A 15364-nucleotide genomic window follows, 5' to 3' on the forward strand; every position below is an offset into this window, starting at 1 on the left:
AGCGAGAAATGAAACGGCTTCAGTTGGCAATAACGCTTTTTGCCGCCTTACTCATTAGTAGCCAAGCTTTGGCAGAGTATAAAAAAGGAGACTTTATTGTTCGTGTTGGCGCCGCCGCAGTTGATCCCAATGACGATTCCGACAATCTGCGCCTAAATGGCACCATACTGCCTGATACACGGGTTTACGTGGATACCGGTTACTCCGTGAGCGTTACGGGCACCTGGTTATTCGCAGATCACTGGGGACTGGGGCTTTTGGCAGCATTACCATTTAAACATGATCTCGACGTGCGCGGCCTGCCCGACCCGGTGACTGGCGAACCTCTCGGACGGGTGCGCCTCGGGGACATTAAACATCTGCCTCCTACCCTTACCTTGCAATGGTACCCAGTATGCACAGAATCCTGGGTGCAGCCTTACATTGGTGTCGGAGTAAATTACACCCACTTTTTAAGTGAGCATATCAATCGTGCGGCTCAGAATTACTTTGAAGCTGTACTCGGTGCAGAATCACGAGCAAGACTCAAGCTGGATGATTCTTGGGGCCTGGCTGGGGAAGTTGGAATAGATATCGCCTTTGGCCAGGATAGCCGTTGGCTGTTTAATGCCGCTATTTGGTACCTGGATATTGATACCGATGCAAATATCCGCTTCTATACAGGTGCGGAAACTTACTCCCGTATCAATGTCGATGTGGACATAGATCCGTTTGTTTTCTCGGTCGGTATCGGTTACCACTTCTGATTTGGAGTGCCGGGAATCCGAAAGAGTGATTTTAACGGTTTCTTTTTTATGCCAGTCTGGGCATTAAAGAAATAAGTTATGGACTTTCCTTTCAGTCTGGCGGTAGCTCGCCTCTTCAGTAATCCACTCTCATTTTAATTGATCGAGCAAGCACTTCCCGTTGCGGCGTTCCGATAGACTCAACATTCATTCTATTTTCCCGAATCATACGGCCCGTTTTAAGCAATTTTCATCCTGTCCCTGCTCGATAAACTGCTCCCCATCGATAGAGGTTGCCCATCCCCTGGGGCACTACTTTAGAACTCACAGATTGAGGAGCGATACCATGACCACTTCCGCCCTGAGCACAATTCAAGATACCAACTCCATGTTTCCTGCTATTACCGACTTGGCTGGCCGTATAGGCCTGGCTGCGATTTTCTTACTGGCAGGTGTTAATAAAATTCAAAACTACGAGGGCAGCGCCCAGTACCTGGCCTACGGCGGCCTGCCTGAATTCCTGCTGCCACTGGTGATACTGTTTGAAGTAGGTACCGCCCTTGCCTTGATCGCAGGCTTTCAAGTTCGCTTGGTTGCATTAGCCCTAGCTGGATTTAGTGTGATTACCGCCGCCTTGTATCACAACAATCTGGCTGACCAGATGCAATTTATTATGTTCTTCAAAAACATCGCCATGGCCGGGGGCTTCCTGTTACTGGCTGCTAATGGTGCTGGACGATGGAGCCTGGACGCTCGCAGACAGGGAGCCAAGCAGTAATTCCTCATAAAATAGACGGCAGAAACCCCGAGAAAATCGGGGCCTGCACTCACTCTTACAGGCTTTTAAGAGGTACAAAATGGGACTTTTAATCAGCGGAAAATGGCAGGACCAATGGTATAGCACCAGCGAGTCTGGTGGCGCCTTTGAGCGAGAGGCGGCCCAACTGCGCAACTGGATAACCATTGATGGTAGCGCAGGGCCCAGTGGAACTGGTGGCTTTAAAGCCGAGCCCGGCCGTTATCACCTCTATGTATCACTTGCTTGCCCTTGGGCCCACCGCACACTGATCTTTCGCAAGCTGAAAAAGCTGGAAGGGCATATCGGCGTATCGGTAGTAAGCCCTGATATGCTGAACTCTGGCTGGAGTTTTAATATTGAAGAAGGCAGTAGTGGCGATCCCCTATTCAGATTCGATTACCTGCATCAAATCTACACCCACAACAAAGCCAATTACAGTGGGCGCGTAACTGTGCCGGTGCTATGGGACAAACAGCAGAACTGTATTGTCAGCAATGAATCTTCAGAAATCATACGTATGTTTAACAGCGCGTTTAATCTGATTACTGGCGATCAAACAGACTTTTTCCCACGGCAAAAGCGCGATGAAATTGAGGTTATTAATCATGAGATCTACGAGAATATTAACAACGGAGTTTATCGCTGTGGCTTCGCTACCACCCAGGCCGCTTATGGGGAAGCCTACGACAAATTATTCAAATCAATGGACCATGTGGAAACACATCTGAGTCAACAGCGCTATCTTACCGGTGATCAAATCACTGAAGCAGACTGGCGTTTGTTTACCACACTTATACGCTTTGATGCAGTCTATCATGGGCATTTTAAGTGCAACCGTCAGCGCTTGGATGACTTCCCTAATATCCGTAACTATGTGCGCGAGCTGTATCAATGGCCCGGTGTAGCCGAAACTGTAGATTTTCACCATATCAAGCGCCATTACTACTTCAGCCATACTTCGATTAACCCCACCCAGGTTGTACCGGTGGGGCCCGCTATTGATTACAGTAGCCCCCACGACCGCAACAGGTTCCCCGTAAGATAAATCTTTAAGCCCGGCCCCACCTCAGGACTAACCCCAACCTCGGCCGCTCTGCGGCCACTTTTACTCAATCATGGGCAATGTCGTCGCCACCCATCTAAATTTTCGAACAAATCTTTCTATAATTCTGACTATCATTCGATTCTGGCGAACATTAGAGTAGCCCTTCGACAACTTATCCTGCCATAGGCATCAAGTTAAATGATCAACGGGAGAAGGCACCCATGCAGAAAACCACCCTGGAGCAATGGCGTATGTTTAAGGCTGTGGTGGATGCGGGAGGTTTCAACCAGGCCTCTTCAGTGGTGCATAAAAGCCAATCGAGTATTCACCATGCGGTAGGGAACCTGGAGACGGCACTGGGTGTAAAGCTTTTTGAAGTAACCGGGCGCAGAGTTGCATTGACTGAAGCTGGCCAGCTGATGTTGCGCCGTGGAAAGTACTTACTGGATGAAGTATCCCGTATAGAGGCAATTGCGGAGTCTCTTAGCAGTGGTGTGGAATCTGAGCTGCGTATCGCTGTAGATGGTGCCTTCCCCCAGCAAGTGGTATTTAAGGCTCTCGAAAAAGTATCCGGAATATTCCCACAAACCAATATTGATATTGTCGATACCATTTTATCTGGCACTAATGAGTTGTTACAGGAAGGTGCTGTAGACCTGGGTTTATCACCAATGACAATGACCGACAATCTCAATGAAGAAATCTGTACGATTGAATTTATCGCAGTGGCATATATCAACCATCCTCTGCATCAATTCAAACGAAAGTTAAACTATGATGATTTAAAATCTTACCGACAGATTATTGTGCGGGACTCAGCCACACAAACCAGCGTCGACTCGGGGTGGCTTGGCGCTGAACAGCGCTGGACAGTAAGTAGCTTGCGTGCATCTACAGAGCTGATTTGCCAGGGAATGGGGTATGCCTGGCTACCCATGCCAATTGCCGCCCCGCTATTGGAAAACGGAATGTTAAAACGTCTTTCACTGGAAAAAGGCGCATCCCGCACAGCCAGTTTTTATTTGAATTTTAGAGATCAAGACAGCCTGGGCCCCGCTGCGCGTGAATTTATAGGGGAATTACGGTTGCTGACACTAAATATGCCCACTTCGGAAAATTCACTTTAATAGAACAGCGAATCCTTATCTATCCAATATTTCTCTGGTGCAGACTTGAATAAAATAAATAAAACCATTATTCAAGTACTTGGATCTTGTTATGTACTATTTTAGACCGGCGCAGGAACGAGGAACTGCCAATTTTGGGTGGCTCCAAAGCAAGCATTCTTTCTCCTTCGGACACTACTACGATCGCATGCATATGGGGTTTTCTGTATTGAGGGTAATCAATGATGATACCGTCCGTCCCGGTGCAGGTTTTGATACTCACGGCCACAGGGATATGGAGATTATCTCCTATATCTTGGAAGGCGCTATTGAACATGTCGACAGTAAAGGGAATCGTTTTGTGGTCCCCGCCGGAGAAGTGCAAAGAATGAGTGCCGGAACAGGCATCACCCACTCAGAATATAATCACTCAACATCACAGAGATTAAAGTTCCTGCAAATTTGGATTCAACCCAACCGCCAGGGCATCAAGCCTGGGTATGAACAAAAATCAATTATTCAAACGAAGAAGCTGACTCCCCTGGTTACCCCAGATGGACGTGATGATTCACTAACCATGCAACAAGATGCCAGTTTGTATCGACTTCACTTGAAGAGCGGAGAAAGTGTGGTTCTGGATACCCGAATTCGCCCCGGATATTTACATGTAATTGAGGGGAGTGCCACTTTTAATAGCAATCATAAAATGATGGCAGGAGATGGCCTTGGATTGTTTAAAGAGTATATACAATTACAGGCCGGTATAGATGGTATAACGGCCTTGTGGTTTGATCTGCCACATCAATGAAAATTTAGTAAAATAAAGTCAACTCTTGAAATAAGGCAGTTCGAAGTAATCATCAGCGGCAATATATATTTTTTCAATCAGGCGCAGTAATCGCCCTACCTGCTCTCTGGCCGATTCCCTCCTAAAATAGATCGAGGCAATTGGGGATCAATTGATGGGTGCAGTTGGCGACACGGATAGTCGCGATAGCAGGCAAGCCGAACCGGGGAGACTTATCTCCCTGCTCTCTCCCGTGCCTCCCACTATTTTGACACTGATCCTGTTGTTCTACATGTCAGATATATCTGCCGGTCGCGAAATTATTTTTGGTGTGACCTGGGTATCTGACCTCGGTGTATCACTGCAATTTTTTATTGATGGTCTGAGCTTTCTTTTCGCCCTACTCATCAGTGGCATCGGCGTATTTATTACAATTTATGCCGCATCTTATTTACGCGGACATATGCAACTGCGCCGTTTTTATCTGTATCTCTACCTATTTATGATCGGAATGCTGGGTCTGGTGCTTGCCGGTGATCTGATGACTTTATTTGTATTTTGGGAAATCACCACTATCGCCAGTTACCTGCTGATTGGCTTTAATAACACCAGCGCCATTGCACGCCGCTCAGCGCTACAGGCCCTATTGGTAACCACCCTTGGAGGCCTGTGTTTACTGGCCGGTTTTATACTGCTTGGTTCACTCACAGGCAGTTTCGATATGGTGCAGGTACTCGCTTCCGGGGAGACAGTACGCGCAAGTTCACTATATGTGCCAATCCTGATGCTGATATTAATCGGATCTTTTGCCAAATCCGCACAACTGCCTTTCCATTTTTGGCTTCCCAATGCGATGGCAGCTCCGACCCCTGTCAGCGCCTACCTACACTCTGCAACTATGGTAAAAGCAGGCATTTATCTATTGGCGCGCCTGCATCCAGTTCTGGCACAGACAGAAACCTGGGAGTGGATTTTGACCTGTACCGGTGCGGCTACCGCAGCAGTGGCTGCATTGGCTGCTCTGCGCCAGACCGACCTGAAACTTGCCCTGGCCTACACCACCATGATCGCACTCGGTACCCTGACTATGTTCCTTGGTTCCGATGCCTCTGCTGCAGTTGCAGCCGCTATCACCTTTTTAATAGTGCACTCTTTTTATAAGGCTGCACTGTTCATGGTGGTAGGCATCATTGATAAGCAGACTGGCACCCGCAATATGATCAAACTTGGTGGGCTCGGACGTGTCATGCCTATCACTTTTTTTACCGCACTGGCCTCAGCACTTTCTATGGCAGGATTCCCACCATTTCTTGGCTTTATTGGTAAAGAATTAAAATATGAGGGAGCGCTGGCTGTGGCATCCGAACCAGCTCTCGTATCCACTGCCGCAGTATTCGCCAATGCCGTCACTGTTACCGTGGCTGGTATGGTTGCTTTAAAACCCTTTCTGGGAAAATACCCACACAACCTACCCAAAGTCCACGAGGCATCGCCTGGCTTATGGATAAGTCCACTAATTCTCAGCTTTCTGGGACTTACCTTTGGTCTTGCCCCGGATCTCGTCGGTGGGGGACTTGTTGAACCTGCGTTAACTGCTGTACTGGGTATTCCAGAGAGTATCGATTTACGCCTCTGGCACGGGATTAATATTCCTCTGTTAATGAGCATATTGACCTTTGGTCTTGGGGTCACTATGTATCTGGGCTTACGCCACCTGCGGGCTTGGCTGGCATGGGATTTCAAACATGCGCCTACCAGTGCCGATCTACTGTGGGACAAGTCCCTGGAGCTGTTGAGGTCCTTTGCGGCTTTCCAGACCCGGATATTGCAAAACGGGGTTATGCGGCGTTATTTGACGGTCATTTTTGTGACCGTTTCGATATTCCTTTCCTATGCCTTGTTACGATCGGGGCAATTCCCACTGGAATACAACTGGCCGCGTCTGAACCTGAAAGAATGGGCCGCCCTTCTACTTACCGTGGGTGGAGCTTTTATGGCGGGTACAGCACGCAAACCATTAATTGCAATATGCGCTCTCGGGGCCCTGGGTGTTGGAGTTGCATTAATCTATCTGTTCTTTGGTGCTCCGGATGTAGCTATTACCCAGCTCCTGGTTGAAACCCTATATTTGGTATTGGTTGCCGCAATACTGCCTCGCCTCCCAGTATTCAGCCCCGGTAGAAAAATCCGCTTTCGCCCTAGAGATGCCCTTTTGGGTGGCATGGTCGGCCTGTTGGTGACTTTGAGTATTCTTGCCGTATTACAAACACCCTTCGATAGTCCTACCAGTGACTTCTTTGAGCAGGCCGCAGTGCCCGAGGCCCATGGGCGTAATATTGTCAATGTCATCCTGGTGGACTTCCGCGCGCTGGATACCTTCGGAGAAATCATTGTGGTATTTACTGCTGCCGTAGCGGCAGTAACGCTGCTGGGCCATCAATTACGGCGGGGGCCACAATGAACTCTCTGATATTGCAAACAGCAACCCGAGTGCTTGTGGCGCTCATTCTGGTTTTCTCGGTATATATGCTCTTGCGCGGCCACAATTATCCTGGAGGGGGTTTTATTGCCGGGTTAATTGCCGCTTCGGCATTTGCACTCTTTGCCATAGCCTGGGGTATGGAAGCAGCCCAGCGAGCACTGCGGGTTCCTCCCGGAAACCTGGCAATGAGTGGCGTATTGATTTCGGCACTGTCCGGTATGCTCGCAGCTTTTAAAGGAGAAGCGCCTTTCTCGGGCCAATGGTTTCAACTTATCGGCGATAAAAACTCGGGCGGTATCTCCATCAGCAATGTACTAATTTTTGATATTGGCGTTTACCTGGCGGTACTCGGCGCTGTACTCACCCTGATTTTTGCCCTGGAAGAGGCTGGTTAATATGGAGGGTCCCCTCGCACTTGTGGTTGGCATATTGATTGCCACCGGAGTCTATCTGATGCTGGCCAGGGATCTGCTGCACTACCTGTTCGGATTAATACTCATCAGTAATGCCGCCAATCTGGCCATATTTATTACCGGTAGATTAACCCGCGCGGCTCCGGCCCTGGTTCCCAAAGGGCTGGAAGTACCGCCTATGCCTGTAGCTAACCCCCTGCCCCAGGCACTTATCCTGACTGCCATTGTAATCGGTTTTGGTCTGTTGGCCTTTGCCCTGGCACTAATCGCCCAGGCCTATAAAGTGCTGGGTACCCTTGATGTGGACTCCATGCGCATTGCGGAGCCGGTGAAGCCCAAGAGGAAAAAATCCCCTTGAGCTGGTTACTCGCCCTGCCCTTCCTGATTCCCATCTTCACCGCACTTGCCGCTTTTCCAGCGCGCGGGCGCCCTTTGCTCTGCGGCTCAATTTCTATTTGCGGCTGTGTGCTGATGCTGGGAATAGCAATCGCCATTATGATACTGGTGGAAACCGGCGGTCCGCGCGCGGCCCAAATGGGGGATTGGGCGGCTCCCTTTGGGATTACCCTGGTAGCTGATCGTCTGAGTGCAGTAATGTTGCTAATCAGTGCAATTGTAGGGCTCTGCGTTTCATTATTTTCACTCTCAGACATTGATGAAAAACGGGTAAAGCTGGGATTTCACAGCTTCTTCCAGCTTTTATTGGCAGGCGTTTGCGGAAGCTTTATTACCGGAGACCTGTTTAATTTGTATGTCTGGTTTGAGGTGATGCTAATCGCCTCATTTGCCTTGCTGGTTTTGGGGGGAGATCGTATCCAGCTGGATGGCGGTATTAAATATGTCGCGCTGAATCTTGTGTCCACCCTGCTGATGCTCACATCCATTGGTATGATTTACGGGTTGACCGGCACCCTAAATATGGCACAGCTGCATATATCCCTGGCCACGGTCGACAATCCGGTGGCTGTATCTGCCCTGGCGGTATTGTTTATCAGTGCTTTTGGGATCAAAGCAGCTATCTTTCCATTATTTTTCTGGCTGCCAGCTTCTTATCATGCTCCCCCTGTGGCAGTAACCGCTGTATTTGCCGGGCTGCTTACGAAAGTTGGAGTCTACGCGCTGATAAGAACCTTTACCCTGATTTTCCCTACAGACCTGGGCTTTACCCACAATATCCTTTTGGGGGCAGCATTACTCACCATGCTAACCGGCGTACTGGGCGCTGCCGCCCAATATGAATTTCGCAAAATCCTTGCATTCCATATCATTAGCCAGATCGGTTTCCTGGTGCTTGGGCTGGCTCTCAACTCCCCCTTGGCACTGGCCGGATCAGTGTTTTACATGGTGCATAATATTGTTGCCAAAACTAACCTGTTCCTGATCAGCGGTACCGCCCAGCGCCTTACAGGCAGCTATGAATTGAGCGAAATCGGTGGTGTTTATCAAGCCAGCCCTCTGCTTTCTACCTTTTTCTTTATTGCCGCTTTCAGTCTTGCCGGCTTTCCTCCCCTGTCGGGTTTTTGGGCCAAACTATTGTTATTAAAAGCCAGCATGGACCAGGCGGCTTACCTTGTGGCAGCTGTTGCGCTAATTACCGGCGCTCTAACCCTATATTCCATGAGTAAGATCTGGGCAGAGGTTTTCTGGAAGGACCACCCCAAAAGCTACTGTAGCAATTTGTATGAGATACCACGTACTGAGAGGTTACAGCGCCTGCTACCTGTTGCCCTGTTAGCATTCATTACCTTAGGGCTGGGGCTGGTTCCAGAGCCTTTTATTGATTACTCCCTAGGGGCCGCAAATGAGCTTCTGGAACCCCGGGAATATCTGGATGCGGTTTTGGGCGAGGGTTCCGCCCAGTACACAGGAAACCACTGAGTATGCGCGTATTTTTACTCAATCTGTTATTGGCCATCAGCTGGTCCGCACTTACCGGTAATGCGACACTGACGAATTTCTGTTTTGGTTTTTTAATTGGTTACTTGGCACTGAGGGTATCCCCCAGTTTACCCGGGGGAAGTAAGTATTTTTATCGCCTGCCGCGCTTCGCCCACTTGTCCTTTTTTTTCATTCAGGAGCTGATACTGTCCAGCCTGCGTGCTGCCTATGAGGTATTTTCACCCAAACTAAAGAGCCGCCCCATGGTCGTGCGTATCCCCCTGAAAATCACTGATCGCAACCAAATTTTTATTCTCACTAATTTAATCTCGCTAACTCCGGGAACCATGGTGCTGGAAATTACCAAAGACCACTCTGAACTTTTGGTTCACACCATGTTTGTGGATGATCCGGAAGCTTTTCGCGAGGAAATTCACCAGGGTTTCGAAAAGCGGGTACGGGAGGCCTTTTCCTGATGCCAATTACTATTGCCGACATACACTCCCCCATTATTGTAGGGGCGATTAACATCTCTTCACTGATGTTACTTTTGGCCCTGGCAATGTGCTTTTTGCGAATATTTTTTGGGCCTACGTTAGCCGATAGAGTTGTTGCCCTGGATGTATTAAATATTCTCGCCGTCGCATACTGTGCACTATTGGCAATTGCTTCAGGACAGCCTGTATACCTGGATGCGGCTATTGCACTGGCACTTGTGGCATTTCTGGTCAGTGTGGCCTTCGCGCGTTTTATCGAAAAAAGTGGCAAGAAAACCGTGATTCACGAAGGGGGCGGTGGTGGTAGTTTTCGATGAGGTTTTTATTGCAGCATTGATACTGGTAGGAAGTACTTTTGGGTTCAGTGCCGCCCTGGGATTACTGCGCATGCCGGATTTTTACACTCGCATGAGTACTTCCGGTAAGGCTGCTACCCTGTGCTGTGGTCTTTTACTGGCCGGAGTAGCCACCCTGTTCCATGATACCCAGGTTACGGCACGGGCGGTGGCTGCAATCCTGTTCCTGCTACTCACGGTGCCGGTGGGCGTGCATATGATCGCACGCGCAGCCTACCGGGTTGGTACCCCTATGTGGCGGGGAGCATCAGCCCGCCCCCGTTTCAAAAATCCGAAAAGGGACCTCCGTTAACCGAAAGTCCTTTCGAGGAGCCCCTAAATTAGTGGCCCTTAGAATACAGTTCAGCGATAACTGCATCACTACGCTGGGAAAGTCGATGGGAACAGTCATCAACAAGGATGACATGCCCCATCTTGCGTCCCTCTCTCAGGCTTTTGCCATAAAGCCATACGCCTTCATTTTTCTGCGAGGGTGATTTATTCACTCCGAGCATATTAATCATGGCAGTTGGGCTGGAGCATTGTGTATCCCCCAGCGGCATATCGAGAATGGCGCGCAGGTGGTTGGCAAATTGACTGGTCTCTGCTCCCACCAAGGTCCAGTGGCCACTGTTATGGACCCGCGGCGCTATTTCGTTAACGATCAATCCCTCAGTTGTCACGAAACATTCCAGGGTCAGCGCGCCTACATAGTCCCAGTCACGCATCAGTTTATCCAGGTAGGATTGGGCCTGACTCATTAGCTGGAAGTCATGAAACGGCGCCTTTGAAACCAGAAGAGTGCCCTGGCGATGAAGGTTTTCAGTCAGGGGATAGGTTTTTACTTCCCCGGATACAGAGCGCACTCCAACCAGGGAAACTTCACAGGAAAAATCCACCGCTGCTTCCACCACGCAAGCTTGGCTCTGAGCTTCTTCGATAGCATCTTCAAGTTGCGCCTGGTTTTTAACCCGCCATTGGTTTTTCCCATCGTAGCCATTTTCACAGCTTTTAATAAATACTGGATAGCCCAGGGTGCCAAGGGCGCGACGTAATTCATCAGCCCCCAGCGCCGGTACAAAGGACGCCACTGGAAGACCGCTCTCGGTCAGTGCTAACTTTTCCCGCAGGCGGTGCTGGGCTTTTTCAAAGATATGGGGATCGGGATAAACCGGGCAAAACTGCTGTAACTTTCGCAACAAGGCCACATCCACCTGCTCTCGCTCGGCAGTAATTACCTCTGGCCGGCCCAAGGCTTGATACAAAACCTCCCCGCTCTCATGCTCTTCAAGCTTGACCAGCTCTCCAAGCCCTTCGACACAGCTGGTGTTTTCCCCTTCCTCGGCGAGGAAGCTGAAAGTGATACCGAGGGGCTGGCCCTCCTGCGCCATCATCTGTGCCAGCTGCCCACAGCCAACTATAGCGATATGTCTGGTGCGCTCACTCACAGTGCCTTACTCCACAGACAGAGGAACTTGCTCACTTTGCTGCTCCCGCCAGGCAATCAGGCGCTGCTGCAGACCTGCATCGCTCAATGACAACATCTGTGCTGCCATCAGGCCCGCATTAAAAGCGCCGGAAGCGCCTACTGCCTGAGTGGCAACGGCAACACCCCGTGGCATCTGTACAATCGAAAGCAGGCTGTCCATACCAGTCATAAAACGGCTCTCAACAGGGACAGCAATCACCGGCAGCGGGCTCATGGCAGCAATCATGCCCGGTAAGTGCGCAGAGCCACCAGCACCAGCGATAATCACCTGGGTACCTTTTTTATGTGCCTCACTGGCAAATTCCACTAAACGCTGGGGGGTTCTGTGGGCAGAAACTACGGCGGTAGCGAAGGGGACCTCCAGCTCTGTAAGAGGCTTGGTCGCATTGGACATGGTGGCCCAATCCGAGCGCGACCCCATTACGATGGTGACTTTTTCAAAAGGCAGAGACTTCACTTGCAGTTAACTCCAGTGTTGGATGAAGGCCAGATAGACGGGGATCGCCACCAGCACGTTAAAAGGAAATGTGATTGCCAGAGACAAGGTGATCGAAACACTGGCATTAGCCTGGGGCAGAGCTACGGCCATCGCTGCAGGCACTGCGATATAGGAAGCACTGCTGCCCAACACCGCTAGCAGGAAGACGCCTCCGGCAGACAGACCGAGCAGGGAGCCGAGAACTCCCCCCGCAACGCCACCCATCAAAGGCATGAAGATGCCGAAGCTGAGCAGGAATGCGCCCTGCCCCTTTACGTCTCGGAGACGCGCCGCGGCTACCCGCCCCATCTCCAATAAGAACAGGGCGAGAACGCCGTGAAATAATTGACCAAAGAAAGGCATGACAGATGCAGTACGCTCTCCAGCCCAGGCACCAATAACAATACCGCCAAGAAGCAAGAGAACGCCCTGGTTACAGGTCAGCTCGTGAAACAGCTTGCCGGTGCCAGCGTCTTTAGCAGACTGCCTCGCCAGCAGAATGCCCACCACAATTGCAGGAACTTCCAACAAAGCGACAAACAGAGGGAAGTAAGCCTCGTATTCAATACCGCGTGAATTGAGAAGTGCAACAGCCACAGCGTAAGTCGCGACACTGACGGAACCATAATGGGCAGCTGTGGCTGCGGCATCGAGGCGGGACCACTTGCCAATCCAGTGAAGGACCGGGAAAGCCAACAGAGGTAGCAAGGCACCAAAAGCCAGAACAGCCAGTGATTGTGGTACCAGGGTAGCGGCAGAATAGGTACTGAGTGCCGCACCACCCTTGAGGCCGATAGCCAGCAACAGGAAGATCACACAGCTTTGGTAGAGGCCAGTTGGCAAGCGCAGGTCACTGCGAACCAACTGTGCCAATGCACCCAGCAGGAAGAAACCTACAACAATATCGAGTTGCATTTTCAGTACTTCCGGCGCTGGGATCGTACTGGCTGTCGCTCCTGTCTGGCGATATCCACCCTGATTCGCCGGCGGCTTCGACTGGTAAACCAGTAACCGACGTTGGCAAGTAACACCAGGAGACCAACAGCCATGAGGGCTCCGGCTACGATACCGGCCAGTGTCAGGGTCCAGCCAACAAACATGACCAGTAATCCAACAGACGCGCCAAAATATAGTTGTGACTTATGCATCAAAGAGGCCCCCGCTGTTTATTAAGTGGGCGCATTATCGATAGGACTATTGATAGATAAAAATAGATAATTATTATGTTATCTATCAGCAATCCTCTATACAGGTGCCTTGTGTCATCCAGCAGAGCCCACGCCCGCATCGGAACCGCACGACAATTGGAAATCCTCCTCACCGTGTTCGAGCAACGCAGCATTAGTACCGCCGCCAAAACCCTGCACCTGACCCAGCCCAGTGTGTCTATGCAACTGGCCAAGCTCTCCTCCGCAGTGGGGCTACCCCTCTACTATTCTGTCGGCAAACAAATCCACTTCACCGAAGCAGGCCTGACATTGGTGGAAAGTGCCAGAGAGATACTAAAAAGCTATGAGTACCTGGAGCTGAAACTGGCGAAACTCCGGGGCCTGGAAAGCGGTAAACTCCAACTGGCCGTTGTCACCACAGCCAAGTACTTTATCCCCCACCTAATTGGGGAGTTTTATGAACAACACCCACAGCTGGATATTCGCTTTCGTGTAGGTAATCGCCAACAAATCATTGATTATACTGGGGAGGATGCTGATGATTTTTATGTATTCAGTCATCCCCCGCAAAATCCCGATTTGGAACTGGTGGAGTTTTTACCCAACCGCTTGTTGGCTATCGCCCCAGAAAAACACCCGCTTGCAAACAGGAAAAAGATCTCCCTGAAGGAGTTTGCCAGTTGTCCTTTCCTGCGTCGGGAAGAAGGTTCCGGTACACGTCATGCAATTGAGCGCTTCCTGAGAAAAAGGGGGGTCGATCTCAATGTTCGTATGACAATTGAAAGTAATGAAGCCATAAAACATGCAGTGATGTCTGGTCTCGGCGTATCGATTCTCTCCGAGCATACACTTGCCTTTGGCGGGCGTGCCGGCCTTGCCATGCTGAATGTAGAAGAACTGCCCATTATCACTCATTGGTATCTCGCCCGGCGAAAATCCCGCCCCCTCTCTCCTGCTGCAATAGAGTTTCTGGATTATGCCCGTAACCTGGAAACTGTGCCGGAAGAAATTGGAAGCCCCAAAATACTTCAATCCAAGTAATTAACCTTCCCCAACTAAAACAGGGAGGTAGAGGAATAAATCAATCTTATATTTACTGGTGTCTACAGAAGAGATTGTTATTCGTACGATCCCTGCTTTTCTATTTCCTTTAAAAGTCATGCCTTAAAGTTCGTCAAATCCCCTGCGGCCGGCCCGAATCCTGCTACTTTTGGGATACCCGCCGGCAACCTCAAATAAATCCTGGCGGAAAAATCACAACGGCAGAAAAGAAAGAAATTTCCTGCGCAAGTACAGAATTTTTATAGAGGGACATAGTGATGAAACTTAAGGGACTAAGTTGCACCGCAATTACGTTTCTTTTGACCTTTGGTGCAAACTTTTCTCATGCCCAAGAGGACTGGCGTGACATAGAGTGGGGTGACTTTATAGTTAGGTTCGGGCTCAGCTATGTTACTCCCAATGATGCAGCTACATCACTGAAATATCGAGTTCTTCAACAGTGGGATCTTTACAATACAACCTGGGAAATGGACACCGCGCAAACCTGGCAGATCTCAGGAGTTTGGCGCCCCACAGATCGTTGGGGCTTTGAACTGATGCATATTAATAACGCTTCATATGACGTAACCCTGGATAACTTCACAGGCAATCCGGGCCGTGACCAAATCCAGTTAGGAGATTTCAAGGCCTCTAGCACACTCGCTTTCGCAAACTGGTATTTCTTGGACCCTTCCTATTTCACCCGTCCCTATGTAGGAGCTGGGATTAACTATACCAATTACCATACAGTATCAATCAGCCGCCAGTTTAATGAATATCTGATAGATTCAGGCATGGCCGTTGCACCTGGATCATTTAATATGGGGCACTCTTGGGACTGGGCGCTACAGGCCGGGGTGGACTTCAATTTGGATTTTCGCCAGTTTCAGTATCCACTAATAATTAATCTTGCAGCGCTTTATTACATGTCTGATACAGATCCCACAGTGGATTTCCCCACCGAACTGGGCAGTGATCGACTTTACGCCCACTTTGATTACGATCCATGGGTAATCAATATTGGCGTGGGAACCAAGTTTTAAAAACACCTCATTAATTGCAGCTATTAGATTCACCTGTTGAATTTTACCAGTGGATCACAGCAGTCAGCCTACATGAG

18 protein-coding genes are annotated in these 15364 nt (G+C 49.9%); 14 read left to right on the plus strand and 4 right to left on the minus strand.

What is annotated here, in order from left to right; translation table 11 throughout:
* Window positions 1-8 precede the first annotated feature (8 nt).
* The 12 genes from ACJJI7_RS03220 (at window position 9) to mnhG (ending at window position 10380) form a co-directional block, all read left to right on the plus strand.
* A complete protein-coding gene (locus ACJJI7_RS03220; RefSeq protein ID WP_020414585.1) occupies window positions 9-746 on the plus strand; it encodes an OmpW/AlkL family protein in 738 nt (245 codons plus the stop codon).
* A gap of 325 nt (window positions 747-1071) precedes the next feature.
* Complete coding sequence (locus ACJJI7_RS03225) at window positions 1072-1503, plus strand: DoxX family protein (protein WP_020414584.1); 432 nt, start codon at window positions 1072-1074, stop codon at window positions 1501-1503.
* 79 nt (window positions 1504-1582) lie between these two features.
* A complete protein-coding gene (locus tag ACJJI7_RS03230; protein WP_444900970.1) occupies window positions 1583-2569 on the plus strand; it encodes a glutathione S-transferase family protein in 987 nt (328 codons plus the stop codon).
* A gap of 221 nt (window positions 2570-2790) precedes the next feature.
* Window positions 2791-3696, plus strand: a complete 906-nt coding sequence (locus ACJJI7_RS03235) for a LysR family transcriptional regulator (protein WP_282952453.1) — start codon at window positions 2791-2793, stop codon at window positions 3694-3696.
* 91 nt (window positions 3697-3787) lie between these two features.
* Window positions 3788-4483 (plus strand): pirin family protein, encoded by a 696-nt coding sequence (locus ACJJI7_RS03240; protein ID WP_282952452.1) that lies wholly within the window; start codon window positions 3788-3790, stop codon window positions 4481-4483.
* Between the two features lie 154 nt (window positions 4484-4637).
* Window positions 4638-6923: a hydrogen gas-evolving membrane-bound hydrogenase subunit E gene (gene mbhE / locus ACJJI7_RS03245; RefSeq protein ID WP_282952451.1), complete on the plus strand. Its 2286-nt coding sequence runs from the start codon at window positions 4638-4640 to the stop codon at window positions 6921-6923.
* Entirely contained in the window at window positions 6920-7339 is a 420-nt protein-coding gene (locus ACJJI7_RS03250) for a Na+/H+ antiporter subunit B (RefSeq protein WP_020414579.1), read from the plus strand. The genes mbhE and ACJJI7_RS03250 overlap by 4 nt, the downstream gene beginning before the upstream one ends.
* Window position 7340: 1 nt before the next feature.
* Window positions 7341-7715, plus strand: a complete 375-nt coding sequence (locus ACJJI7_RS03255) for a Na+/H+ antiporter subunit C (protein ID WP_020414578.1) — start codon at window positions 7341-7343, stop codon at window positions 7713-7715.
* Entirely contained in the window at window positions 7712-9235 is a 1524-nt protein-coding gene (locus ACJJI7_RS03260; protein ID WP_444900969.1) for a Na+/H+ antiporter subunit D, read from the plus strand. Before ACJJI7_RS03255 ends, ACJJI7_RS03260 begins: the two co-directional genes overlap by 4 nt.
* A 2-nt stretch (window positions 9236-9237) precedes the next feature.
* Window positions 9238-9711, plus strand: coding sequence for a Na+/H+ antiporter subunit E (locus tag ACJJI7_RS03265; protein ID WP_444900968.1), 474 nt, complete (start codon window positions 9238-9240; stop codon window positions 9709-9711).
* Entirely contained in the window at window positions 9711-10049 is a 339-nt protein-coding gene (locus ACJJI7_RS03270) for a cation:proton antiporter (protein ID WP_020414575.1), read from the plus strand. The genes ACJJI7_RS03265 and ACJJI7_RS03270 overlap by 1 nt, the downstream gene beginning before the upstream one ends.
* A complete protein-coding gene (gene mnhG / locus ACJJI7_RS03275; RefSeq protein ID WP_282952449.1) occupies window positions 10033-10380 on the plus strand; it encodes a monovalent cation/H(+) antiporter subunit G in 348 nt (115 codons plus the stop codon). The genes ACJJI7_RS03270 and mnhG overlap by 17 nt, the downstream gene beginning before the upstream one ends.
* Window positions 10381-10408: 28 nt before the next feature.
* On the opposite strand, the gene ACJJI7_RS03280 is transcribed toward mnhG, so the two are convergent.
* The 4 genes from ACJJI7_RS03280 to ACJJI7_RS03295 are packed head-to-tail and all read right to left on the minus strand — an operon-like array spanning window position 10409 to window position 13182.
* A complete protein-coding gene (locus ACJJI7_RS03280) occupies window positions 10409-11515 on the minus strand; it encodes a 5-(carboxyamino)imidazole ribonucleotide synthase (RefSeq protein WP_282952448.1) in 1107 nt (368 codons plus the stop codon).
* Between the two features lie 6 nt (window positions 11516-11521).
* A complete protein-coding gene (gene purE / locus ACJJI7_RS03285; protein ID WP_020414572.1) occupies window positions 11522-12013 on the minus strand; it encodes a 5-(carboxyamino)imidazole ribonucleotide mutase in 492 nt (163 codons plus the stop codon).
* A gap of 6 nt (window positions 12014-12019) precedes the next feature.
* Window positions 12020-12949, minus strand: a complete 930-nt coding sequence (locus ACJJI7_RS03290) for a sodium-dependent bicarbonate transport family permease (RefSeq protein ID WP_020414571.1) — start codon at window positions 12947-12949, stop codon at window positions 12020-12022.
* Window positions 12950-12951: 2 nt separating this feature from the next.
* Window positions 12952-13182 carry a hypothetical protein gene (locus tag ACJJI7_RS03295; RefSeq protein ID WP_020414570.1) on the minus strand — a complete coding sequence of 77 codons (231 nt, stop codon included), beginning with the start codon at window positions 13180-13182 and terminating at the stop codon, window positions 12952-12954.
* Window positions 13183-13293: 111 nt separating this feature from the next.
* Here ACJJI7_RS03295 and ACJJI7_RS03300 point away from each other — a divergent pair, with 111 nt between their 5' ends.
* Both ACJJI7_RS03300 and ACJJI7_RS03305 read left to right on the plus strand, forming a co-directional pair.
* Window positions 13294-14244 carry a LysR family transcriptional regulator gene (locus tag ACJJI7_RS03300; RefSeq protein WP_444900967.1) on the plus strand — a complete coding sequence of 317 codons (951 nt, stop codon included), beginning with the start codon at window positions 13294-13296 and terminating at the stop codon, window positions 14242-14244.
* A 278-nt stretch (window positions 14245-14522) separates the two neighbouring features.
* Window positions 14523-15287, plus strand: coding sequence for an OmpW/AlkL family protein (locus ACJJI7_RS03305; RefSeq protein ID WP_020414568.1), 765 nt, complete (start codon window positions 14523-14525; stop codon window positions 15285-15287).
* Window positions 15288-15364 lie beyond the last annotated feature (77 nt).

This window comes from Microbulbifer variabilis, from assembly GCF_056232115.1.